Origin of the sequence: Morganella morganii (assembly GCF_041099235.1) — a bacterium.
In the GTDB taxonomy this organism is placed as follows: domain Bacteria; phylum Pseudomonadota; class Gammaproteobacteria; order Enterobacterales; family Enterobacteriaceae; genus Morganella; species Morganella morganii_E.
Window position 1 is genome coordinate 73,732 of record NZ_JBFZSO010000001.1, and the last position, 23,889, is coordinate 97,620.

The 23,889-nt window shown below is 50.6% G+C and carries 21 protein-coding genes; 10 read left to right on the top strand and 11 right to left on the bottom strand.

Annotation, left to right across the window (positions count from 1 at the left end; translation table 11 throughout):
• Positions 1–213: 213 nt before the first annotated feature.
• Complete coding sequence (locus tag AB7038_RS00400) at positions 214–1,953, top strand: ABC-F family ATP-binding cassette domain-containing protein (protein ID WP_369452578.1); 1,740 nt, start codon at positions 214–216, stop codon at positions 1,951–1,953.
• Positions 1,954–2,006: 53 nt separating this feature from the next.
• Here the strand turns inward: AB7038_RS00400 and AB7038_RS00405 are convergent, their stop codons facing one another.
• The 5 genes from AB7038_RS00405 to prpR form a co-directional block, all read right to left on the bottom strand.
• Positions 2,007–4,280, bottom strand: a complete 2,274-nt coding sequence (locus AB7038_RS00405) for a hypothetical protein (protein ID WP_369452579.1) — start codon at positions 4,278–4,280, stop codon at positions 2,007–2,009.
• Entirely contained in the window at positions 4,277–5,305 is a 1,029-nt protein-coding gene (locus AB7038_RS00410; protein WP_369452580.1) for a hypothetical protein, read from the bottom strand. The genes AB7038_RS00405 and AB7038_RS00410 overlap by 4 nt, the downstream gene beginning before the upstream one ends.
• Before the next feature lie 13 nt (positions 5,306–5,318).
• On the bottom strand, positions 5,319–6,401 hold the full coding sequence (gene ada, locus AB7038_RS00415) for a bifunctional DNA-binding transcriptional regulator/O6-methylguanine-DNA methyltransferase Ada (protein ID WP_369452581.1): 1,083 nt from the start codon (positions 6,399–6,401) through the stop codon (positions 5,319–5,321).
• Positions 6,402–6,413: 12 nt separating this feature from the next.
• A complete protein-coding gene (gene alkB / locus AB7038_RS00420) occupies positions 6,414–7,049 on the bottom strand; it encodes a DNA oxidative demethylase AlkB (protein WP_368888304.1) in 636 nt (211 codons plus the stop codon).
• A gap of 118 nt (positions 7,050–7,167) precedes the next feature.
• Complete coding sequence (prpR, locus tag AB7038_RS00425; protein ID WP_369452582.1) at positions 7,168–8,781, bottom strand: propionate catabolism operon regulatory protein PrpR; 1,614 nt, start codon at positions 8,779–8,781, stop codon at positions 7,168–7,170.
• 274 nt (positions 8,782–9,055) lie between these two features.
• Here prpR and prpB point away from each other — a divergent pair, with 274 nt between their 5' ends.
• From prpB to AB7038_RS00440, 3 genes are read left to right on the top strand one after another with little or no spacing between them, the layout of a single operon-like run.
• On the top strand, positions 9,056–9,940 hold the full coding sequence (gene prpB, locus AB7038_RS00430; RefSeq protein WP_072868116.1) for a methylisocitrate lyase: 885 nt from the start codon (positions 9,056–9,058) through the stop codon (positions 9,938–9,940).
• Positions 9,941–10,000: 60 nt separating this feature from the next.
• A complete protein-coding gene (gene prpC / locus AB7038_RS00435; RefSeq protein ID WP_025153162.1) occupies positions 10,001–11,164 on the top strand; it encodes a bifunctional 2-methylcitrate synthase/citrate synthase in 1,164 nt (387 codons plus the stop codon).
• Between the two features lie 26 nt (positions 11,165–11,190).
• Positions 11,191–12,642, top strand: coding sequence for a bifunctional 2-methylcitrate dehydratase/aconitate hydratase (locus AB7038_RS00440; RefSeq protein WP_368888302.1), 1,452 nt, complete (start codon positions 11,191–11,193; stop codon positions 12,640–12,642).
• A 58-nt stretch (positions 12,643–12,700) separates the two neighbouring features.
• On the opposite strand, the gene AB7038_RS00445 is transcribed toward AB7038_RS00440, so the two are convergent.
• Positions 12,701–13,207, bottom strand: coding sequence for a GFA family protein (locus AB7038_RS00445; RefSeq protein WP_368888301.1), 507 nt, complete (start codon positions 13,205–13,207; stop codon positions 12,701–12,703).
• 100 nt (positions 13,208–13,307) lie between these two features.
• Between AB7038_RS00445 and ydfG the strand changes: the two genes are divergently transcribed.
• The 3 genes from ydfG (at position 13,308) to AB7038_RS00460 (ending at position 14,844) form a co-directional block, all read left to right on the top strand.
• Positions 13,308–14,057 carry a bifunctional NADP-dependent 3-hydroxy acid dehydrogenase/3-hydroxypropionate dehydrogenase YdfG gene (gene ydfG, locus AB7038_RS00450; RefSeq protein ID WP_143971063.1) on the top strand — a complete coding sequence of 250 codons (750 nt, stop codon included), beginning with the start codon at positions 13,308–13,310 and terminating at the stop codon, positions 14,055–14,057.
• A gap of 168 nt (positions 14,058–14,225) precedes the next feature.
• Complete coding sequence (locus AB7038_RS00455; RefSeq protein WP_004239248.1) at positions 14,226–14,591, top strand: DUF1283 family protein; 366 nt, start codon at positions 14,226–14,228, stop codon at positions 14,589–14,591.
• A gap of 19 nt (positions 14,592–14,610) precedes the next feature.
• A complete protein-coding gene (locus AB7038_RS00460) occupies positions 14,611–14,844 on the top strand; it encodes a DUF1161 domain-containing protein (protein WP_368888300.1) in 234 nt (77 codons plus the stop codon).
• A 71-nt stretch (positions 14,845–14,915) separates the two neighbouring features.
• Here the strand turns inward: AB7038_RS00460 and bioD are convergent, their stop codons facing one another.
• The gene (bioD, locus tag AB7038_RS00465; protein ID WP_072868124.1) at positions 14,916–15,605 is read right to left on the bottom strand and encodes a dethiobiotin synthase; all 690 of its coding nucleotides are present in this window, start codon (positions 15,603–15,605) and stop codon (positions 14,916–14,918) included.
• On the opposite strand from bioD, the gene AB7038_RS00470 reads away from it, so the two are divergent.
• Positions 15,526–15,726, top strand: a complete 201-nt coding sequence (locus tag AB7038_RS00470; protein WP_369452759.1) for a hypothetical protein — start codon at positions 15,526–15,528, stop codon at positions 15,724–15,726. The genes bioD and AB7038_RS00470 overlap by 80 nt on opposite strands.
• 54 nt (positions 15,727–15,780) lie before the next feature.
• Here the strand turns inward: AB7038_RS00470 and mlc are convergent, their stop codons facing one another.
• The 3 genes from mlc to AB7038_RS00485 form a co-directional block, all read right to left on the bottom strand.
• Positions 15,781–16,980 carry a sugar metabolism global transcriptional regulator Mlc gene (gene mlc / locus AB7038_RS00475; protein WP_369452583.1) on the bottom strand — a complete coding sequence of 400 codons (1,200 nt, stop codon included), beginning with the start codon at positions 16,978–16,980 and terminating at the stop codon, positions 15,781–15,783.
• Between the two features lie 98 nt (positions 16,981–17,078).
• Entirely contained in the window at positions 17,079–17,849 is a 771-nt protein-coding gene (locus AB7038_RS00480; protein ID WP_369452584.1) for an N-acetylmuramoyl-L-alanine amidase-like domain-containing protein, read from the bottom strand.
• 26 nt (positions 17,850–17,875) lie between these two features.
• A complete protein-coding gene (locus tag AB7038_RS00485) occupies positions 17,876–18,778 on the bottom strand; it encodes a LysR family transcriptional regulator (RefSeq protein ID WP_024473132.1) in 903 nt (300 codons plus the stop codon).
• A gap of 106 nt (positions 18,779–18,884) precedes the next feature.
• On the opposite strand from AB7038_RS00485, the gene AB7038_RS00490 reads away from it, so the two are divergent.
• Together AB7038_RS00490 and tus are read left to right on the top strand one after the other, a co-directional pair.
• On the top strand, positions 18,885–20,138 hold the full coding sequence (locus tag AB7038_RS00490; protein WP_368888297.1) for an MFS transporter: 1,254 nt from the start codon (positions 18,885–18,887) through the stop codon (positions 20,136–20,138).
• A 1,247-nt stretch (positions 20,139–21,385) separates the two neighbouring features.
• Complete coding sequence (gene tus / locus AB7038_RS00495; protein WP_368888296.1) at positions 21,386–22,309, top strand: DNA replication terminus site-binding protein; 924 nt, start codon at positions 21,386–21,388, stop codon at positions 22,307–22,309.
• Positions 22,310–22,361: 52 nt separating this feature from the next.
• Here the strand turns inward: tus and fumC are convergent, their stop codons facing one another.
• Complete coding sequence (gene fumC, locus AB7038_RS00500; RefSeq protein ID WP_368888295.1) at positions 22,362–23,756, bottom strand: class II fumarate hydratase; 1,395 nt, start codon at positions 23,754–23,756, stop codon at positions 22,362–22,364.
• Positions 23,757–23,889: the final 133 nt, after the last annotated feature.

Genomic DNA, 23,889 nt, shown 5'->3' on the forward strand with positions numbered 1-23,889 from the left:
AAAAAATAAATAAGGAGGCTAATTATGGTATTAAGTTATGTGATTGAATTCTCACATTTCTTTGGTAATCGTCAGAACTTAGGCTTTTCTGTTAACGCTGTGCGTTAATCCTGCCTGAGTGAAGCTTTACTGAATTTAACATCCTTCCTCAGCTTACAGGGTTATCGCGTTTTATGACCCATGGCATTGTTATGCCTGAAATTTGAGTAAGCTATGAGCACATTATTATCAACCCGTAATCTGTCATTCCATCCCGGTCACACGCCGTTGTTAACCGATATTTCTGTCGCCCTGAATCAGGGGGAAAAGATCGGCCTGATTGGTCATAACGGCTGCGGGAAAAGTACCCTGATGAAGCTGTTGTCCGGCCAGCTGACGCCGGATGAAGGCACCATTACCCCGGCCAACCGCGTCATTATGGCGTATATCGAACAGCATCTGCCGGAATCCCTCAATACCCTGTCACTGGCAGACGCCGTGCTGGAAAAATTACCGGCGGAACAACATCTGTCCGAAATGTGGCGGGCGGAAATGCTGCTGACAGAGATGGGGTTCGATCCCGTACAGTGGCAGTTACCGGTCACCGCACTGAGCGGCGGCCAGCATACCCGGCTGTTACTGGCACGGGCGCTGATCAGCCAGCCGGATTTATTATTACTGGATGAACCGAGCAACCATCTGGATCTGCCGACCATTTTGTGGCTGGAACAGTTCCTGAAAAACTGGCGCGGCAGCTTTATCCTGGTGTCTCACGATAATGCCCTGCTGGATCACGTCACCAACTGCACCTGGGTGCTGCGGGACGGTAACGTTTCAGTGTTCCGTCTGCCCTGCACACAGGCGCGGGAAGCGCTGGCGCAACAGGATGAAAGTGATGAGCACCGCCACAATGCGCAGCAGAAAGAGATCGACCGGATTGCGGTAAGTGCCAAACGGCTGGCGATATGGGGAAAAGTGTATGATAACGAAGCCCTTTCCCGTAAAGCCAAGCAGATGGAAAAACAGATAGACCGGTTGCAGGATGACCAGGTTGAGCTGGCGATCGGCAGTCAGTGGCAACTGAAACTGACCGGGGATGCCCTGCGGGCAGACCGGCTGTGTGCCTTTAATCAGTTATCTGTTATTCCGGCAGAAAATTGTCCGCCGCTGTATGTGACAGACAATGTATCGGTGAAATCCGGTGACCGCATTGCTGTTATGGGCGCGAACGGTACGGGGAAATCCTCACTGCTGAGGATGATCTGGTCGCAGTCTCAGAAACCGGAAGCGACACTGCCGGACAGCCCGCTGGTGCTGCATCCCCGTGTGCATTTGGGGTATTACGATCAGAAACTGGCGCAACTGCATGACGGTGATTCACTGATGAATGCACTGAAGCCATTCGCGTCACTGATTGATGAGCAGCGGAAGATGGCACTGATCAGCGCCGGTTTCCCGTATCTGCGTCATCAGCAGACGGTGTCGGCCCTGAGCGGCGGAGAACGGGCGCGGCTGCTGTTTGTCGGACTGAGTCTGGCCAATTACTCCCTGCTGATGCTGGATGAACCGACCAACCACCTGGATATGGACGGAAAACAGGCGCTGGCAGAGGAAATCAGCCGGTTTGAGGGCGGTCTGATTCTGGTCAGTCACGACCGGGAACTGATAGAAAAAAGCTGTAACCGCTTCTGGTATATCGACGGTAACCGGCTGACGGAATACCACGACCTGGATCAGGTCTATGATGCAATCCTCGCCCTGAATGCGGATTCCGGCACCGGCCATAGTGCATTACCGGCGGCTCTGGTGCCGTCCGTACCAGTCTGTGATGAGGAGGATTCGCTGGCGGCACTGATTACGCTGGAGGAAAAACTGGCGGCGGATTTGCAGCGCAAACCTGCACATCAGAAACCGGCTCTGCAACAGCAGTGGCGCGAACAAATTGCGCAACTGCGGAATGAACTGGGGCTGTAATATGCCATTATAAATGCAGGCCGTTACGTTTTTTGTAACGGCCTTTTTTCGGTTTATCCGTATAAATTCCGGAATATCCGGTCAAGATCAGGCTGTACCCATTTATGTTCTCTGACCGACCAGAGCCATAAACCGGTTTTTCCGGTTTTATATTTACTGTAATCAAATGCAGGAATAATGACGTCCGCCTGCTCATTTAGCAGCATAATCCGGTCATCCATACGGATAATATAAAATGTTCCCTGCGGTAACGTAATGGTTTCGGTAACCACCGGATTTTCTGATGTGGTGCCATCATCATTAAGCCACCGGCCGCTGTCAATTGTGCCGTCAAAGATAAGAATCTGACGGTTTTTGGCCGATGTGATAATCGATGTTCCGTAGCCGAGAATGTCACCCCGGTGATTAAATATAACCTTAGCGGGTTGCCGGAACTGCACTTTGGCAATATAGAAACCATTATAATCGGCTATATAAGCAAACTGTGGTTCAATCAGCCACTTCCGCGAATTCAGATCAAATACCCCGGTTCCGCAGCACTGTGTCACGGTAACCGCATTCCCCGCATCATTAAATTCAACGCGTCTGCCGCTGACAATAAATTCGCCTTTTTGGGTATACAGTTTCAGGGTATCGCCGTCATGTTTTAAATTCGCATCACGCGCCTGAATCAGGCCGTTTTCCCGCGTGTAAACCGTATGATTTTCCGGCGGATTACGGATAATGACGTCACCGGTATCTGCACGCAATAACAGGCTGTTGAAACTGATAAATTCATTATCTTCTGTGGTTCTGTATCCCGGGCTCATATAACGTTCGTCCATCTGATACTGCTGAAAATGCGTCAGACGGGCAGGATCAACAGGACTAAGCTGTAATGGCGAAATCTGACGTAATAACTGCGCGATAATCACCTGAGTCATCAGGTCATTCCCGGTGTCACTCTCTGACTGAAATGTATACTTCAGTGTCAGTCCGGTATTTGTTTCCCCGAGAAAATAAAAAACCGGCGGTGAGTCGTTAATGAAAACATCACGGTAAATCCGGCCCTGCGGATATTCTTTTTTCAGTTCCGTCAGCAATTCTGCGGTTGTCGCTTTATGTAACGTTGCAAATACGGTTACCGGGTTATCCGTAAAGAAACCGGATAAACGGCTTAAGCCAATTCCTATTCTGCCGTTTGTTGCGTTTTCCGGATAACGGAAAAAGAATTCCGGTGAAACAATGGCGTTATTCACCTTGTCTGTCACCATTCCGGCCAGACTGTCTTTATTACTATAATCATTCAGCGGTGATTTGAATTTTTTCTCAAACGTCGCGTTGTCTGCTGCCAGATCACTTTCCTGAACCATAATACCGGCGTTATCCGGATTCAGTGTGCGGATAACCGTATAATCGCGGAGAAAAGAGTCAGAAACCGCTCTGAAACCATCAGATAATACAGCAAGATACAGAATGCGCGCCGGGGCATCGTAATAATAATACAATCCGGTGAGCGATTCCGTATCAGAATAGAAAACCGCCCCCTGTCCTTCATCAAAAACGGTCGCATTCATTTTTTTGAGAACCGGCTGCAAATCTGTCACCGGATCACTGTCTTTTACTGCGATTATCACGCCTTTATGATAGCGGCTGCCGGTATAATGATAAGTACGGATACTATCCACCTGATACGGCAGATTAAACCAGGATAAATACGTTTTGATATCGTCATCATCATCCGGTTTTATTTCAGTCAGCGTGTCACTGAAATTCAGCTTCAGGCTGTGCGGGGATATGTCCGGCCAGCCGATATTAACGTGCCTGCCGTTAAAACCGGCCGGAGGATATTGTGTAAATGCGTCCGCCTGAGACAAATATCCTGCCGACAGCAGTACGGTCAGCATCGCGTATTTTGCTTTTATCAGCCGGATCTCATTGCCGTTCTCCGTCACCGGTTTCAGTGTCATCGTAATGGCACACTCCCGGATGCAGGCACTGTTTTTATCAAAAATGAGCTGCGGTTTATCCGGATTGGCGTTATTTAACCTGAACCGGTTGATATCAATAGTATAATAACCGTCATTGTCCGGATGAATAACGTTTTCAGTCCGGTGTGTGTACCAGGTCAGTGATTTATCCGGCTGAACCCGCAGATACATATTATCGCCGCTTTTTTTTATATTACTGACAATACCGGCATATTCATCAGCCGGTTTATCATCAAATAACTGAATGTTAAAATCGCTGACAATATAATACTGCTCACCTGACGATGTTTTTTCTTTGCATCCTGACAGAAATACACCACTGAGTAACAGTGCCGCCGTTAAAATCCGCTTTTTCATCTTTTAAGTCCGTCTGCTTCCAGCCACCCTTCCGTGACCTTGCCGGTCGCCGGATGTATATAACGGCCATGAACAAATCCCTGATACGGCTGAGGACGATCCACCCAGATCGCATCATCTTTCACCACAAAATCCGCAGCATCAGTAATACACGCCTTATCCGGCGCATCATAAAAACGCAGACGTTTTTGTATCACACTGTATTTGTATGAGGAGGGTTTGTTGTTTTTCAGGCCGGCCTGATACTGTTTATCCGCTTTTTCGCTTGCCGTATCACACAGGTCGTCCTGCGACGCCAGCCGGTTAACATTAATCCAGCCCTGCGCATTGCCGTAAGCCACCAGCAGCCAGCCTTCTTTTTCCCCTTTCACCGGCTCCGTTGCCCGTAATCCGACCACCTGAAGCACATCCCCCGGCACCACAAAGGCATTATCATTGCGGCACTGTTCCGCCGGCGCTGCATAAAAATAAGCCCGGCCTTTGCCGGTAACGCGCCACTCCGGCGACATGGCAATAAAGGGTTTTAACCGGAGCGTACTGAGGATCTGCCGGCACGTTTTCTCTTTTTTCAGACAGGATTGCAGGCGCTCACCTTGTGCCGCACTGAAAGTCAGCGGGACGGGATGCTCCACATCCGCCCCTGTCGCCATCAGGGTATTTTCTTTGATATTGTAAGTCACCCAGCCCAGTTGCCCCGCGCCCGGTGACTCCGGCGAGGGCTTTTGCCGTGTATCAGAGAGCTGAATCGCCAGCTCATTGATATCCCGGTTTTCAATATAAATCCCCAGCCTGTCGGCAGTGACCTTTTCCGCGCGGACGAGCCCGTGATTGCTGCCCGCAATCAGCTTTATCAGTTCTCTGTCACAGTCAAATAACGGGCCGGACGCTGTCGCAGGAATTGTTGCGTCATTATCCATAATAACCTCCGCCGTTGCCGGTGCGGCGGCTGCCATCACCGGCAGAATGGCAAAAAATAAACTGCTCCCTAACATTGTTGTGCGAAAACCTGCTGTACGAAAACGCATCCGTATTCCTTTTTTAACTGATTTCCTGCTGCAATGCCTCGCGCTGCAACAGCCGTTTTTTCCGTTCGATCCCCCAGCGGTAACCCGCCAGTTCCCCGCCGGTTCTCACCACCCGGTGACACGGGATAGCGACCGCCAGGCAGTTCGCCGCACAGGCGCCGGCCACCGCCCTGACCGCTTTTGGTGAGCCGATCCGCTCTGCGATCTCCCGGTAACTGACAGTGGTACCCGCCGGGATGGACTGCAATGCCTGCCAGACCCGGCGCTGAAATGCAGTTCCCCGGATATCCAGCGGCAAATCAAGCCCGGAAGACGGTGCTTCCACAAACCCGATAACCCGTGAAACCACCTGTTCAAACTGTGCGTCGCCGCCGACCAGTTCCGCATTGGGAAACTGATCCTGCAAATCCCGCAACAGCGCTTCCGCATCATCCCCCAGCAGAATGGCACAAATGCCTTTTTCACTCTGTGCCACCAGGATATCCCCCAGCGCACATATCGCCAGGGCAAAGAAAATCCGCGCCCCTTTGCCGCCTGCCCGCCAGCTTTTCGGGGTCATGCCGAGCAGTGTATCTGAAGATTCATAAAACCGGCTGCCGGAACTGAAGCCGGACTCGGCGATTGCTCCGGTGATTGTCGTCTGTTTTGTCAGTTGTTCCCGCAGTTTATCCCCGCGATAGGCTTTTGCCCATGCCGCCGGTGTCAGCCCGGTATGTGACCGGAAAATACGGTGAAAATGAAACTGGCTCACGCCGCACAGTGTGGCCAGCTCTGCCAGTGACGGCAGCGGTTCGCCGTTATCGATCCGCGCTTCCAGCTCACGGCAGGCCAGCACCACCTGTTCCGCATGGCGCTGCGTCATGGCCTCACCGCTGCGCTGACGGCGTTTTCCTGCGCGGTAGCCGTGAGCCTCCGCCTCTTCCGGTGTGGCAAAAAATTCGGTATTTTCCCGTTTCGGCAACCGCACAACAGTGGACGGAAATCCCCATGTCTGTGTGGTTTTCACCGCATACACAAACAGCGTATCGGCTGTTTTATCCCGGGCGACCAGCGCGGCCCAGCACGCATCGTCTGAGAGTATTGTCTGTTTTGTCATCCTGCTTCTCCGTTACCGCGCGCAGCGGAAAGTCAGATTAAACCGCCGGGCACCCGCAAGCGGATGCACCCCGGCTCTTACCGGACGGACAGCATGGTAATTCAGACGGGAACGGCCGCCCCATACCAGTACATCTCCGTGCTCAAGCGCAAAGGTTTTCAGGGGATGATGGCGCTCACTGCCCCCGAACTGAAACTGCACCGGCAGACCGAGTGAAAATGACACAATCGGCTGACGGCGATCCGGCTCATCCCTGTCCTGATGCAGAGACATACCGGCGCCCGGTGCATAACAGTTAATCAGACAGCTGTCCGGCGAAAATCCGTGAAACCCGGCACGCTCCGCCGCCTGCTGCGACAGTGACAAAAACACATCCGGCAGCGGCGGCCACGGATTGCCGGTCAGCGGATCGGTCGGGGAGTAGCGGTAACCTTTGGCATCGGAGATCCAGCCGCATGTGCCGCAGCTGCTCATGGCCGCAGACATCCGGTATCCGCCGGGGGTCTGCATATGGCGGAACGGTGAAATGGCGGTCAGGCGGCGGATTTCCGCCAGCAGCATCTCATCCTCATCACTGAGAAAACCTTTGAGCAGATACGCATCGGGTGCCACTGCAAGCGGTTCATCGTGAGCAAAGAGATCTGACATAACGCCTCCGTTCTGTTTCCTGTGTCTTTCCGGTGATGACAGTATTGCAGGCCGGATACAGACAAACACTCCGGCTCTTGCTTTTCAATTCTGAGGCACAGTATATAGCGGCGGGCAGTCAGGATGAAATGTTCTGTTCCTGTTTCAGGCGGCGCCATAATGTGGTGCGGCTGATACCCAGCCAGTCGGCGGCGGCGCGGCGATCTCCCCGGAAACGGGCCACCGCTTCCGTTGCCGTGGCAGTATTGACCGGCGCCGGCGGGTGATCCGGTAATGGTGCGGGAGCGGCCTCTGTCCGCCGCTCAGGAGAAAGTTTCAGTAACAATGATTCGCTGATAATTTTATCCGGATAGGCGCTGCAATACAGCGCCACCCGTTCCATCAGATTACGCAGTTCGCGGGCATTTCCCGGCCAGCGGTAGTGATAGAAAAAGTCACTGCATGCCAGGATTTGCTGCAAATGGCCGCGGTGCAGCGGTAAATCCAGTTCGGCAAACGCCAGCTTGAGCAATTTTTCTGTCAGCAGCAGAATATCCGCCCCGCGATCACGCAGTGCAGGAAGTTGCAGACGCAGAACGCCCAGACGGTAAAACAGATCCGCACGGAATGTCCCCGCCGCCACACGGTTGTCCAGATCATTGTGAGTGGCACAAATTACCCGCACATCCACAGTGATCGGTTTATAGCCGCCGATACGTACGATAGCCCGGTCTTCCAGCACCCGCAGCAGGCGGGTTTGCAGAGAAACCGGCATTTCACCGATTTCATCCAGAAACAGTGTGCCACCGTCCGCTGCCTCAAATAACCCGGCACGGCCGCCCCGCCGCGAGCCGGTAAATGCGCCCTCCTCATAACCGAATAACTCCGCTTCCAGCAGACTCTCCGGAATAGCCCCGCAGTTCACCGCCACAAACGGTGCAGCGCGTTTCATCCGTTTATGTTTGTGAAACAACGTATATTCATGATGAATAGCTTGTGCCGCCATCTCTTTACCAGTGCCGCTTTCCCCCTGGATCATCACTGTTGCTTTCGAACGTCCGAACAGCGTGATAGTTTCACGCACCTGCTCCATCACCGGCGAGGTGCCGAGAATATCGTTCAGTATATGGCGGACATTCAGCGATCCCGCTGCCGGCAAAGGCATATTTTGCGGCTGGTCACGGATGCGCGTCAGTTCTATCGCATCGGTGAATGCCCGGCGGACCGCATCATTGGAATAAATAAAAATACAGGTCATACCGCACTCTGCGGCGATATCAGTAATCAGTCCCGCCCCCACCACCACAGAAATACCGTCCGCTTTCAGGGCAAGGCAGGCTGCCCGTGCATCCTCGGCAGTCACATAACTGCGCTGTTCAATCTGCATGCCGAAACTCTGCGCCAGCGAGTCCAGCGCCGGAAACGTATTACGGTAATAAATGAGGCCGATGCGCTGACTGAGCTGCCGCGCCCGTGCCAAAGCCTGCATGATGTCGAACCCTCCGGGGGCTGCGACTATCACCGGCACCGGCAGATGCTGTTTCAGATACGCGCCGTTAGAGCCGGCACTGACAATCGCATCACAGCGTTCTGTTTTCAGCCGTTCACGAATCGCCTCCACCGCAGCATCAAATCCCAGATTAATCGCGCTGATACTGGCACGGGCACTGAATTCCGGGCTGATATCACGGAACAGGGTAAAAAGACGCGAAATGGAGACCGTCCAGATCACCGGTTTGTCACTCTGAGCCATGTGTTTCTCCCCTGTTTCATGCGTTTCAAATGTTTCATTTATATTTCATGAAACACACTAGCAGCTATTTTGAAACATAAATAGCATCATCATCACAGAAAGCCAACATCCTGCTTGTCAGACGGAATCGGCAAATTCTATAGTGGGTAACGTAATGACAGGATAAATACGCCAAATGCGTGATGTATCTCGCATTTTAGTTACCTTACCCGGCTGATTGGCATAGCGATTGCTTTATAACATCTGAGTATCAAACTAATAACAAGGTGAATATATGGCACTTTATTCCGCAGGACGCGCATTCCGCGACGCTGTACAGTCTGAATCCCCGCTGCAGCTGGTCGGTGCTATTAATGCCAACCATGCACTGCTGGCAAAACGTGCGGGTTACAAAGCGATTTATCTCTCCGGCGGCGGTGTTGCTGCAGGCTCTCTGGGTATTCCTGACCTGGGCATTTCCACACTGGATGATGTACTGACGGATGTCCGCCGTATTACGGATGTGTGTGATCTGCCGCTGCTGGTGGATGCGGATATCGGTTTCGGCCCGTCAGCCTTTAACGTGGTGCGCACCGTGAAGTCCCTGATCAAAGCCGGGGCTGCCGGGATGCATATTGAAGACCAGGTCGGCGCAAAACGCTGTGGTCACCGCCCGAACAAAGAAATCGTCTCAAAACAGGAAATGGTTGATCGCATTAAAGCGGCGGTCGATGCACGGACTGATGAGAATTTCGTGGTGATGGCGCGTACCGATGCGCTGGCAGTGGAAGGCCTGGAATCCGCGCTCGACCGCGCACAGGCTTATATCGATGCCGGTGCGGATATGCTGTTCCCGGAAGCGATTACAGAGCTGGCAATGTATCGTCTGTTCACTGACAAAATCCGGGTGCCGGTACTTGCAAACATTACCGAGTTCGGTAAAACGCCGCTGTTTACCCTGGATGAGCTGCGCAGTGTGAATATCGCTATCGCCCTGTACCCGCTCACCGCCTTCCGCGCCATGAACAAAGCCGCTGAAAATGTCTATAACACCCTGCGCCGTGAAGGCACGCAACAGAGCCTGATTTCACAGATGCAGACCCGTGATGAATTATACCAAAGCATTAACTACTACGATTATGAAGATAAGCTCGACGCACTGTTTTCGCAGAAAAAATAACCTCTGAAAGATAACGCGAAGCAGGTTGTACACTCACTATAATAATAAGGATCACCCGTCATGAATGAACAACTTAGCAAACCTGAACCTGCACTGAAGAAAGGCAAAAAATCCGTCGCACTGTCCGGCGTTGCTGCCGGCAATACTGCACTCTGTACTGTGGGGATTAACGGGAACGACCTGCATTACCGCGGTTATGACATTCTGGATTTAGCCACACAATGTGATTTTGAAGAAGTCGCTCATCTTCTGATCCATGAAAAACTGCCGAACGCAGCAGAACTGGCCGCTTACAAGGCGAAACTGAAATCACTGCGCGGCCTGCCGCACAGTGTGAAGAAAGCCCTGGAAGCGCTGCCGGCCTCCGCTCACCCTATGGATGTGCTGCGTACCGGCGTGTCTATTATGGGCTGCGTCCTGCCGGAAAAAGAGGGTCATCCGTTATCCGGTGCCCGTGATATCGCCGATCGCCTGCTCTCTTCCCTGACCTCCATGCTGCTTTACTGGTATCACTATGCGTTTAATGATCGCCGCATTGATACCGAAACCGATGACGACACCTGCGGCGGCCATTTCCTGCATCTGCTGCACGGCAAGAAACCGTCTGAAAACTGGGTGCGTTTTATGAACTCTTCGTTCATTCTCTATGCAGAACATGAGTTTAACGCCTCCACCTTTGCTGCCCGTGTTATCGCCGGTACCGGAACCGATTTTTATTCCTCCATCACCGGTGCGATTGCCGCACTGCGCGGACCAAAACACGGCGGTGCCAACGAAGTATCTCTGGAGATCCAGAAACGTTACAGCTCACCGGATGAAGCTCAGGCCGATATTCTCGCCCGCCTCACCCGCAGTGAAGTCGTGATGGGTTTCGGTCACCCTGTGTATACCATTGCTGACCCGCGCCACCAGGTTATCAAAGCGATTTCCCGTGAGTTATCCGAAGAAGCGAAAGATTTCCGTCTGTTTGATATTGCGGATCGTATTGAATCCGTGATGTCTCAGCACAAGAAGATGTTTCCGAACCTCGACTGGTTCTCAGCGGTGGCGTATCACCTGATGGGTGTGCCGACCGCCATGTTTACCCCGATTTTTGTTATTGCCCGTTCCGCAGGCTGGGCTGCACACATCATTGAACAGCGTCTGGATAATAAAATTATTCGTCCGTCCGCCAATTACACCGGACCGGAAAACCAGACCTTCGTACCCCTTAAAGCGCGCTAATTATTGATTAAAAAGGAAGATAAAGTATGTCAGCATCTTTTACCCCGCAGCATCAAGAGTACGACAAGGTCATTCAGGACATCACTGATTATGTTCTGAATATGGACATCAGCAGTGATCGCGCTTATGACACCGCGTATTACTGCTTCCTGGATACCCTGGGCTGCGGTCTGGAAGCCCTGGAATATCCGGCGTGCAAAAAAATGCTCGGCCCTGTTGTGCCGGGAACCATTGTCCCGAACGGAGCCAAAGTGCCGGGTACCCAATTCCAGCTGGATCCGGTTCAGGCGGCCTTCAATATCGGTGCCATGATCCGCTGGCTCGATTTCAACGATACCTGGCTGGCGGCGGAATGGGGTCATCCGTCCGATAACCTCGGCGGTATCCTGGCGGTCGCAGATTGGTTATCCCGTGAGGCGATTGCCAAAGGCAAAGCACCGCTGCCGCTGAAACGCGTGCTGACCGCCATGATCAAAGCCCACGAAATTCAGGGCTGCCTGGCACTGGAAAACTCATTTAACAAAGTCGGCCTTGACCACGTTGTACTGGTGAAAGTTGCCTCCACTGCCGTTGTCGGTGAAATGCTGGGACTGGATCGTGAACAGTTATTAAGCGCGGTTTCTCATGCATGGGTGGACGGCCAGTCTCTGCGGACCTACCGCCATGCGCCGAATACCGGTTCACGTAAATCCTGGGCTGCGGGTGATGCCACTTCCCGTGCGGTGCGTCTGGCGCTGTTCGCGCAGAAAGGCGAAATGGGCTATCCGACCGTGCTGACCGCCAAAACCTGGGGCTTCTATGATGTGCTGTTTGACGGCAAGCCGTTTAAATTCCAGCGCGATTACGGCTCTTATGTGATGGAAAACGTGCTGTTCAAGATCTCATTCCCGGCAGAGTTCCACTCTCAGACCGCCGTTGAAGCAGCAATGACACTGCATCGCAAACTGGCGGCACTGGGTAAAACCGCAGATGATATTGAGAAAGTCACTATCCGCACCCATGAAGCCTGTATCCGTATTATCGATAAACACGGCCCGCTGAATAACCCGGCTGACCGTGACCACTGTATCCAGTATATGGTGGCGGTTCCGCTGATCTTCGGTCGCCTGACCGCGGCAGATTATGAAGACGGGATCGCGTCAGACAGCCGCATCGATGCGCTGCGTGCCCGCATTCACTGTGAGGAAGATACTGCATTCACCCGTGATTATCATGATCCGGAAAAACGCTCTATTGCCAACGCCCTGACCGTAACGCTGAAAGACGGTACCGTGCTGGATGAAGTTGTGGTCGAATATCCGGTCGGGCACGCCCGCCGCCGTGAGGAAGGTATTCCGCTGCTGCTGGCGAAATTCCGCACCAACCTGGCGCGTATGTTCCCGGAAACGCAGCAGCAGCGCATTCTGAATGCTGCCCGTGATCGTAAAACACTCGAATCCATGTCAGTCAGCGAGTTTATGGATCTGTTTGTTATTTAATTTCTCTGCCCGGCAACGCAGAAAAACGAAGCGGATACTCAGGTATCCGCTTTCTGCTTTATTTGGCTTCAAACATCGCCAGAATATCCTGCTCAGTCAGCATCGGCGTTTTTTCCGCAAAATTGTAATACGCCGGTTTGCTGTCGGTGTAAATCTGCATTGAGAGGCGGGATTCTGTTGTCTCCCCCAGCAGTGCCGCAGAGACATAATACTGATCTGCCGGTTTCAGATAATAAAACAGGTGTGTCCCGCACTCACGGCAAAAACAGCGGTCGCCCCATTCAGAGGAGTGATAACGGGTGATATGTTCCTCACCACTGAGCGTAACATCACTGCCGCAATCCACAGACATAAACGGCGCACCATTCCATTTTCTGCACATGCTGCAATGGCAGACAGAAACATCGTGCACCGGCTTTGGCACAGATACTGTTACTTTACCGCACAAACATTGACCCTGAACCATTTTCTGTCTCCTGTATATAATCAGGTTGTTATCGATTAACTTCAGTGTTTTTCCGCGATGAAAACTGAAAAACGGAATCTGTGACCCGCTTTCTGTCATGCAGACACGATACACTATCAGGATATTACCACCGGTATTATATCGCCATGGTTATTGTTATTTTTTCCGGGGATCCCCGCTGACAGAATCGGAGTATGTGATGATTGTTTTAATTACAGGTGCAACAGCAGGTTTTGGTGAGGCATTTGCCCGCAAATTTATTGAGAACGGCCATACCGTTATCGGCACCGGCCGCCGTATTGAGCGCCTGGCGAAACTGCAAAAAGAGTTCGGAAGCAAATTTTTCCCGCTGGCACTGGATATGACAGACAGCCCGGCGGTCGATAATGTGATTAATTCACTGCCTGAATCCCTGCGCGAAATTGATGTCCTGGTCAATAACGCCGGTCTGGCGCTGGGTATGGAAACCGTTGATAAAGGTAACCCTGCAGAATGGGATGTGGTGGTGGACACCAATATCAAAGGGCTGCTGCATATGACCCGTGCTATCCTGCCGGGGATGGTGGAAAGAAACCGTGGTCATATCATTAACTTAGGCTCAACCGCCGGGTCATGGCCGTATGCCGGTGGTAACGTTTACTGCGGAACCAAGGCGTTTGTCCGTCAGTTCAGCCTGGCACTGCGCGCAGATCTGGCCGGTAAAAAAATCCGTGTGACTGACATTGAACCGGGCATGGTCGGTGGTACGGAGTTCTCCGGCATCCGCTATCGCGGGGATGAGGAAAAAGCCGCAAATACCTATAAAAATACCGATCCGCTGATGCCGGATGATATCGCGGAAGCGGTTTTCTGGGTTGCAACATTGCCGCCGCACGTAAATATTAATACTATGGAAATGATGCCGGTCTGTCAGTCATTCGCCGGGCTGAGCGTGCACCGCGAAGGCTGAAACCACCACAAAAGATAAGCCGGTATCCGTATAATCAGGTAATTTTCTTAAATTACCTGAAATTATCGCTGAAAAACGTTGTCTTTTATTGGTGCATTAATACACTTTGCTATAATGCTCACGATTAGAATGACGTTTGCAGGTTTGAACTTTGAGGAAAACACGACAATGACTAACTCCATGCTCAAAAAGTGGTTTATCGCAACCGCCTTTGCTGCACCTTTCATGTTTGCAGCTCATGCAGGCGCGGCCACCACCAATTGCAGCCCCGGCAGCACTTGTGTGATCAGCGGCGGCGATACTGCGCTTGAAAAAGAAAGAGCACGCCAGGAAAAAGAGCAATGGGATGATACCCGTTCCCTGCGTCAGAAGATCAACCGCCGTGCGGAAAAAGAGTTCGACAAAGTTGACCGTGCTATTGATGCTGAAGATGCATGTTTAAAAAGCTCGGTTGTTACCGCGTATTGGGAACCTAATACGCTGCGCTGCCTTGATGCAAATACAGGGCGTGAAGTTTCCACTGGCTGGAAATAAAGACATTTAAGGATAAATGATGAAAAAACTGATTGCGCTCAGTGCTGTTCTCTTTGCCGTTGCACCCGTTATAGCACAGGCATCCTGTGAAAGTGTGACTGAGGAAATTTCGCAGAAAATCATCAGCAATGGTGTTCCTGCTGACGGTTTTACACTGACTGTAGTTCCGGCTGAAGAAGCGGCACAGGCAGATGGTCAGGTTGTGGGTAACTGCAACAACGAAACTCAGAATATTATTTATCTGCGTAAATAATATCTCGCTGTCAGGTTTTGACCATGAAAAAGGGCTGATTTATCAGCCCTTTTATATTTCTTACCGGAGACTCAGGACGCCGCTAACGCCTCACCCCAAAGCATTTCAATCTGCTCTGCATTGAGATAATGCGATAATTCCCGCTCTTCCGGACGCAGCAGATACGGGATCTCGCCCAGCAGTGGTGCCGGTAAATGCGTCAGTAAGCGATCCATAACCTGTGCATAGTGTGATAACCCCGGGTTTATCCGGTTCGCAATCCAGCCGATAATTTCCAGACCATCATTTTTAATCGCTTCGGCGGTTAATAATGCATGGTTAACACAACCGGACTGAATCCCGACCACCAGGATCACCGGCAGTTTTTCCTTTTTCACCCAATCGGATAAAAAAGTTTCGTTATTCAGTAAATAACGCCATCCGCCGTTCCCTTCCACCACGACCTGATCCGCCAGATGACTTAATTTTTCCAGCCCTTGCGATAATGCAGGAAACTGAACGTCTGCGGTCGTCTGACCGTAATTACTTTCCAGCATTACCGGGTTGATATCCTGATAAGAAACATCAACTGATGATGAATCATGCAGGATCATCGCGTCACGGTTACGTTTGCCGTTAAGTGTGTCGTGGTATTCTGTCGCGATTGGTTTATAGCCAACGACAGATTTACCCAGGCGGTTGATGGCTTGCATTAAAGCCCGCGTCGCAACAGTTTTGCCGATATTTGTATCTGTGCCGGTTATAAACAAGCGCCTTAACATAGATGTTTTTCCGTTATATCAAGAGGTGCGTATCAAAATTGATAACGGAAGCAGTGTAAGACATCCGGTTTATATCAGGCTTGCGCCAGCGCAATTTTTTGCGAAAATCCTGTTTTCATGAACAAATCCCTGTCATTTATTTGTTTTATGTCAAAGATGAATACTACAGAATTACTTAACCATCCATCAGTTTGATAAGAAGTGAGCCGTTATACAACGCCTCTTTAATTAACGCTGCGCCGGGTAATGTCCCGCAATTAGTAAATTCACATGAAGTCATTGTCAGTTCCCGGCTGAATGCCGGCAAGGCACGCTGCGTAATCCGGGCGCGGATGGCGGGAAACAGAACAGAGGATGCAGGATTTAATGGTGAGCCAATCAGGATAATCTCCGGATTAAAGATATTAACCATCACGGCGGCAATATCCCCGATATGCTGCCCCACCTGCTCTATCAGCGCACGGGCTGCAGGATTACCGTCCAGTGCCGCACGGCACAGCATTTCTGCGGTCAGCGTTTGCCCCTCCGGGACGACCAGGAACTGAGCTGCCATTTCCAGTACATGATGCAGACCAATTTCGGTTTCCAGACAACCGTGATTTCCGCAATAGCAGGGTTTGCCCTGCGGGTTTATCTGTGTGTGACCGATTTCCGCCGTGCTGTGACTGCCGGCATGCAGCAGCGCGCCATCCGTAATAATGGCAGCACCGACATTTTCATCAATCACCAGCTGGATAATATTTTTACACTCTTTCGCCGCACCAAAAAAATATTCCGCCAGAGACCAGGCTGAAATACCGTGCTGGAGAAACACCGGCATTCCGGTGTGCTGATAAAGAATTTCCGCTATTGGTAAATCGGTCAGCTGATAGTACGGGGAGTGGCGGATAATACCGTTTGCCGGGTCAACAATGGCATCGGTAGTGATGGCAATAGCTGTAAGCCGCTCAGTTATCCGGTGATTACGGGAAAAGAAGGCATCAACCTGTGCCAGAAACAGGGTGACAAAATCCCGGTTATCCGCCTGAAATGCAATGATATCTTCGGCCAGTAACTTTCCGCTCAGTTCCCGCAGCGCAAAAACCAGTTCCCCCCGGTTAATGCGGATACATAAAAAATGCCAGCCGTCACAATCCGTTTTCAGCCCCACCGCCGGACGGCCGCGAAAGCCTAATCCCGGAAACTCGGTTTCCCGGACCAGATGCGCATCCATCAGCTCACGGGTGATTTTGGTGATACTCGCCGGTGCCAGCCGGGTTTTTTTAGAGAGTGAAATGCGGGAAATGGGACCTTCACGATCAATATAACGGTACACAACCCCCATATTGGTTTGTTTTATATGGTCAATATGTCCGGGCTGTGCTGAAGGTTTCACCAATAATAATCCTGTGCAGATGATGCTAAGATGTTAATTATCCGAATAAATACACGCTTAGTAAGTGGCTTCACACAAAACTGTGAAATGATTCACAGTCAGGAGGCAAAAGCGGAACGATAAACCACAATTCCGGTTTTATTTTGCAGATATGCCCGTAATGGTGAATCAATAACCCGTTGCTCGTTCCGTTTTGATGAGGCATTACGTAAAAACAACCCGTCCGGAGTACGGATAATAACCCCGGCATGAGAGACATCCAGGCCCGGACGGTCAGAATAGATACCGATATAATCACCGGTCTGCAATTGTGAGAGCACAGCGGGTGTCAGCACGGAGACCGGCAGCCAGGCAATATCCCGTGCCGTAACCGGAATATCCGGGATATAACGTGAGCCGTTTTTTTTCTGATTCAGCATCTTGTGTGTCACAAGGTAATCCGGCGACAGTTGCCGGGTGATATCCTGTGCCACAGGCAGCGGACCGCTGACCCAATCCGACAAAAAATGACGACGCTGATAATAATTCACCTCTCCGTTTTTATAACGGATGTGCATCAGTCTGTTGCGGAAATCCTGTTGCTGCGGGCTGCGTTTCAGTGCTTCGGTGTAATCGAGAAAAGTGAAACAGTCTAATGCGTTCAGGTCAGCCACCAGAATTTCCGGTGACCCGGGGGAACCAATCAGTTGGCCGGCGCGGTAAGGTACACCCAGAAACTGTCCGGTCAGTGCAGTAATATTGTCAGGCGCAATTTTGCGTGAACCATCAGGCTGATAGAAATGGCTGAGCGCTACCCCTGCGCCTGCGGCACTTGTACTTATATATAAAAGAAATGCGGTAATGGCAAAAAACCGGTATCGCCGGAACATCCGAACTCCTGACAGTCAGATTCCGCTCAGCGGAACACGTTATTTTTCAGCATCTCAATCAGCCGCTGGCCGGCCGGAGAGAGCGTGTTGTGCTTATGATACACCAGCCAGACCTCAGAAAATGCCTGATTTTCGGCTAAATGTATGTAACGGACGCCATCCACTTTCATACGGGTAAAAGATTCCGTTACCAGTGAAACACCTAACCCGGCAGAAACCAGCCCCAGAATAGTCATGGCTTCCCCCGCCTCCTGGGCGATAACCGGTGTAACACCTGCTTTTTTCAGCAGATTGATAATCTCATCATACAACGCCGTTCCCACATCCCGCTCAAAGAAAACCAATGGTACGCCAGTGAGCATCTCCAGGGGAATACCCGTTTTGAGGTATTTCATCAGCGGATGATCATCATAGACCGCCAGCATAAATCGTTCTTTAAACAGCAATTCGTGAACCAGATTATCCGGTAGTTGCGTGTTGCGCATGACACCGAAGTCAATCCGGCCGCTCAGCAGCGGATTAATCTGCTGTTTGGTATTCATCTGATGCATGTGAATAGCCACATCCGGGTATATTTCACGGTACTGGCGGAATGTCGCCGTAATATGACGCATAAACGGGGTTGTGGAGGTGAACCCGACAGAGACCTCACCCAGTTCCCCGCGATCCATTCTGGCTGCTTTTTCAACCGCTGCCTCGACCTGAGTGCGGATTTGATAAGCTTCACGCAGAAACATTTCACCCGCCGGGGTCAGGCTGACATTCCGGTTGTTCCGTGCCAGTAGTTTGGCCGGAATCGCGTTCTCAAGTGCCTGAATCTGCTGACTGAGCGGAGGCTGGGAGATATTGAGACGCTCCGCTGCCCGGCCGAAATGTAATTCTTCAGCAACCGCGATAAAATAACGCAGATGGCGGAATTCGATCATTATTCCCTCATTAGGTCGTAAAACATATCAAACAAGAGTATTAATATATTAGACAAAATACCAGCATCTTTTTATGCTCGGTATTATTACCAAATGCTGAGATAAGTGTATGACAGACGAGAATAAACTGATAACTGACAACCGTGTGGCCTCACCGGTGCAGAATGATCAGGCAAAGCAGCACTATATCCAGCGCGACGACAAACTGTATCTGCGTGTCACCCTCTCTTTCTTTATGGTTGGTCTGGCGACGTTTGCTCTGCTCTATTTTGTACAGCCGATCCTGCCGTTGTTATCAGAAGATTTTTCGGTATCACCGGCGCAGGCCAGTTTGTCCCTTTCTCTGGCGACCGGATTTATGGCAGTCGGGCTGCTGATCACCGGCCCGTTATCGGATGCGGTCGGCCGTAAAAATGTGATGGTGATATCCCTGACCTGTGCGGCAATCTTTACTCTGCTCAGTGCGTTTACCACCAGCTGGGCGGGGATCCTGGTTGTCCGTTCCCTGGTCGGATTATCTCTCAGTGGCGTCGCCGCCGTGGCCATGACCTATCTGAGTGAGGAAATCCACCCCAGCTATGTTGCTCTGTCTATGGGGCTGTATATCAGCGGGAACTCTATCGGCGGGATGAGCGGACGCCTGATTACCGGCGTTATTGCCGATTATGCCAGTTGGCGGATTGCCGTTCTGGTACTGGGGACATTTTCCCTGTTCGGTGCTTTTCTGTTCTGGCGGTTACTGCCGCCGTCACGCCATTTCAGAGCCAGTTCACTGAAACCGAAAAGTCTGTGGAAATACCTGATCCTGCATTGCCGTGATGATGGTCTGCCCTGGCTGTTTGCCATCGGTTTTATCATTATGGGCAGCTTTGTCACTTTGTTTAACTATATCGGCTACCGGCTGATGGAGCCACCGTATCACTTCAGCCAGGCCGTTGTCGGTATGTTATCGATTGTTTATCTGTCAGGAACTTACAGTGCCTCTAAAGCCGGCGCACTGACACGGAAATACGGCTACGGAAGAGTACTGATTGGCGCTGTCACATTAATGCTGACCGGGATTCTCATTACTCTCGGCAGTTCACTGGCAGCGGTTCTGATCGGCATGCTGGTACTGACGACGGGATTCTTTGCTGCCCATTCCGTCACCAGCAGCTGGGTCGGACGCCGTGCCCGCCGTGCCAGAGCCCAGGCATCCTCACTGTATCTGTTTTGCTATTACGGCGGTTCCAGTATTGCCGGTACACTGGGTGGTGTTTTCTGGTCTTACTGGCGCTGGGATGGTATCGGCTGGTTTATTGCCGCTATGCTGGCAACCGGTGTGCTGATTGCCCTGTATCTGAATAAGCACGCACACTCATGATACATAACCAATACAGTCAGGTAATTAATAGTGATGTCATATAAAATACCTCATCGGGTTAATTGCCGGATAACATGTAATTCCGTATCCTGCCCCTGTTTCGCAAAAACCCTCCTTCCTGCTGGCCCGGCCGCCTGTCGGACCAACAGAAAATCCGGGTGAGTGATTTATCGCGTAATAAGCACCATTGGTATTAACGTCTTCATATTTGTATTCTTTTGCACCATCTTATTTTTAGGTCTCAACATTCATCACCACCATTGACATCATTGGTGGTGATTTTTATTTGTCACATTGCTATATTTTTCTTATTAAAATAAAAATTCAATAATCACGTTTTCATTTTTATGGAATATAAAATACCCCATCAGGTTAATTTCATTATCGTATAAGCATGTCTACAGTTATAAAGCTCCACGCATTTCCATTTCCATAAAACAGAATAATGAGGTTCATATGCTGACACTGATATTAAGCTCTGCCCTGATGATAAACCCGGTATCTGCCCATGTATGGCAAGCGCCCCCTCCTCCGCAAAAAACTGTTATTATTTATAACAATGAGGTTACCTCACCGCTACCACAACTAAGAGACGAAGCTACGTTTCAATAAAAAACATCCGTGTTTACACCCCCATTCCAACGCTGCACCCTATGCTGGAATGGGATCAGACAGCCACTGAACAGAGACGATTATGCTTACACTGTTATTAACAAGCACCTTGTTTTTTTCTCCCGCGGAATCATTTGAGTCCTGCGATATAGTTGCACCTGAATATTGTTCCACCGACTGGTGGAATTAAATGGTCATATAATATAATGAGGCACTTTTATGCTGACACTTATTTTAAGCAGTTCATTAATGGTTAACAGTTATTACCCTAACCCTAAAAATGATGAGCCAAAACCGGATGTCTGGGAACCAAAATCAGCGCAGTATATTTATGATTCATGCCCTAAAGATAAACCCTATTGTCACATGCTGTGATAACAACGGGCAATATTACTGTCCATCCTGAACAAACGTTGTTTATCCGTTTATTTTACACGGTACAACTAAACATAGTTGTTCTTATAAAAACTCACTGAGTTTTTGCCATTAACCCACGTTTATGTGGGTTAACGGTGCTTACCATCTTACCAGCGCGCCCTTTTCTTTCATACGAAGCAAAAATTAGCTTGTACAAAGCACGATGCTGGATTAGTCTGATATAAACACATTGTATGTTGTAACTAAAATGGTGATGTATGCGATATGATGCAATAATTTCTCTTACCGACTGCTTTAATCAGCTGGAATCGGCGCTGAGTGCATTATGCAACGCTATCCGGCAGCATCCTTCCCCTGCGGCTGAAGTTTATCAGTTACCTGAAATACTAAAAGGTGAGGAGAATAATACCGTCAATACTATTTCTGTTATTCCGGTCAGTGGCGAAGATGCTGTTCCTTTGGCGCTATCTCACTATCAGCGTTTGTTTATCTTCGATAATGATCAGGAAATCAGCAGCAAATCTGCCATCCGGTTACCAGGTGTGCTACTGATTACACTCTCCCCCGCGCAACGAAAAATAATGCAGCAACAGCTTGATGAGGTTAACCGGCTAAAACAGCAACTGGCCGCAATCGTGACAGAAACCTCCGGTGTGGATAAAACACAGCGTTTTGAATTCGTACACAACCAGATAAAAGGATTGATTACGCTCAATGCCTACCGGCAGATCCAGTCAGTCACCTCCCCTTCCTCTGTCCGGTTTGGCTGGGCCAATAAACACATTATTCAGAAAGTGGATCGTGATACGCTGTTATCCCAACTGGAGGAGCAGTATCAGAACCCGCGCGCCATTCAGTCTCTGACGAGGGAAGAGCGGCAGGTTTATCTGGCGAAAGAGATATCCGCCTTAAAACAGGTGCCGGAAGACGCCATACTGAAAATCAGGCGACCGGTAAAAGTACAGCCAATCGCCAGAGTCTGGTACAGCGAAGCACAAAAGCAGGTGCAGTATGCCTGTGCATCTCCACTGATTGTATTTTGTGATGAAAATGATGAAAAACCGGTAACGGGTGTACTACCGGATTATGATGCAGAAAACATCAAAATCCGTCACAGGCCGAAAGCAAAGAAATTAATTCCTGTGATACCACGCCTGCATTTATATATGGAAGTGATGTAAAAACGGAGCCATCAGCGGCTCCGTTATGACTATGACTATCCCTGACTGAAGATTACTTCATGCTGCCGACCATATCTTCCGGACGAACCCACGCATTAAACTCAGCTTCTGTCAGATAACCTAACTTCATTGCGGATGCTTTCAGGGTCAGACCTTCTTTATGGGCTTTTTTCGCGATTTCGGCGGCTTTGTCGTAACCGATATGCGTATTCAGCGCCGTAACCAGCATCAGTGATTCATTCAGCAACTGACTGATCCGTTCGCGGTTTGGCTCTATACCGACAGCACAGTGCTCATTAAAGCTGCGCATACCATCAGCCAGCAGGCGGACAGATTGCAGGAAGTTATGGATCACCATCGGACGGAACACGTTCAGCTCGAAGTTACCCGACGCCCCGCCGATATTAACCGCCACATCATTACCCATCACCTGAGCACACAGCATTGTCATGGCTTCGCATTGTGTCGGGTTCACTTTGCCCGGCATGATAGAGCTGCCCGGTTCGTTTTCCGGAATCGCAATTTCACCGATGCCGCAACGCGGACCGGATGCCAGCCAGCGGACATCATTGGCGATTTTCATCAGTGAGGCTGCCAGCCCTTTCAGTGCGCCATGGGCATGAACCAGTGCATCACAGGTGGCCAGTGCCTCAAATTTATTCGGTGCCGTCACAAACGGCTGACCGGAGAGTTCAGCAATTTTTTTCGCCACACGAACCGCGTATTCAGGATGAGTATTGAGGCCGGTACCGACCGCAGTCCCCCCCAGTGCCAGCTCACTCAGATGCGGCAGACTGTTTTCCAGATGTTTCAGGTTATATTGCAGCATTGCCGCCCAGCCGGAAATTTCCTGGCCCAGTGTCAGCGGTGTCGCATCCTGTAAGTGGGTACGGCCAATCTTCACGATATCGCGGTAAGCTTCCGCTTTCGCGGCCAGAACACTGTGCAGGGATTTCAGTTCCGGAATCAGCTGTGTGCTGACCGCAATCACGGCAGCGACATGCATCGCTGTCGGGAACACGTCATTAGAGCTCTGGCTTTTGTTCACATCATCATTCGGGTGCACGATACGCTCACCGCCGCGCTTCCCGCCGAGGATTTCACTGGCACGGTTTGCCAGCACCTCATTCATATTCATATTACTTTGTGTGCCGGAGCCGGTCTGCCAGATTGCCAGCGGAAACTCTTCCGGATGTTTACCGGCAAGCACTTCATCCGCTGCGGCAATTACCGCATCCGCCCGCTCTTTCGCCAGCAGTCCCAGATCACAGTTGACAGCTGCCGCTGCTTTTTTTGTAATGGCCAGCGCAGCAATCAGATCCGCAGGCATTTTTTCAACTGAAATACGGAAATGCTCCAGAGAGCGCTGGGTCTGAGCGCCCCATAATTTGTCCGCAGGAACATCGATAGGGCCCATTGAGTCTTTTTCAATACGCGTGGCTGCCATTAGTCTCTCCTTAGCACACAAAATAAAATGGATTTAAAATCCCGAAAGTTACAGATAGACTCTGAAAACGGGCTTATCTTGCCATACTTTCATTTCCGATTATGCGATCCGGGCAGAGTTATTGCTTTATTGT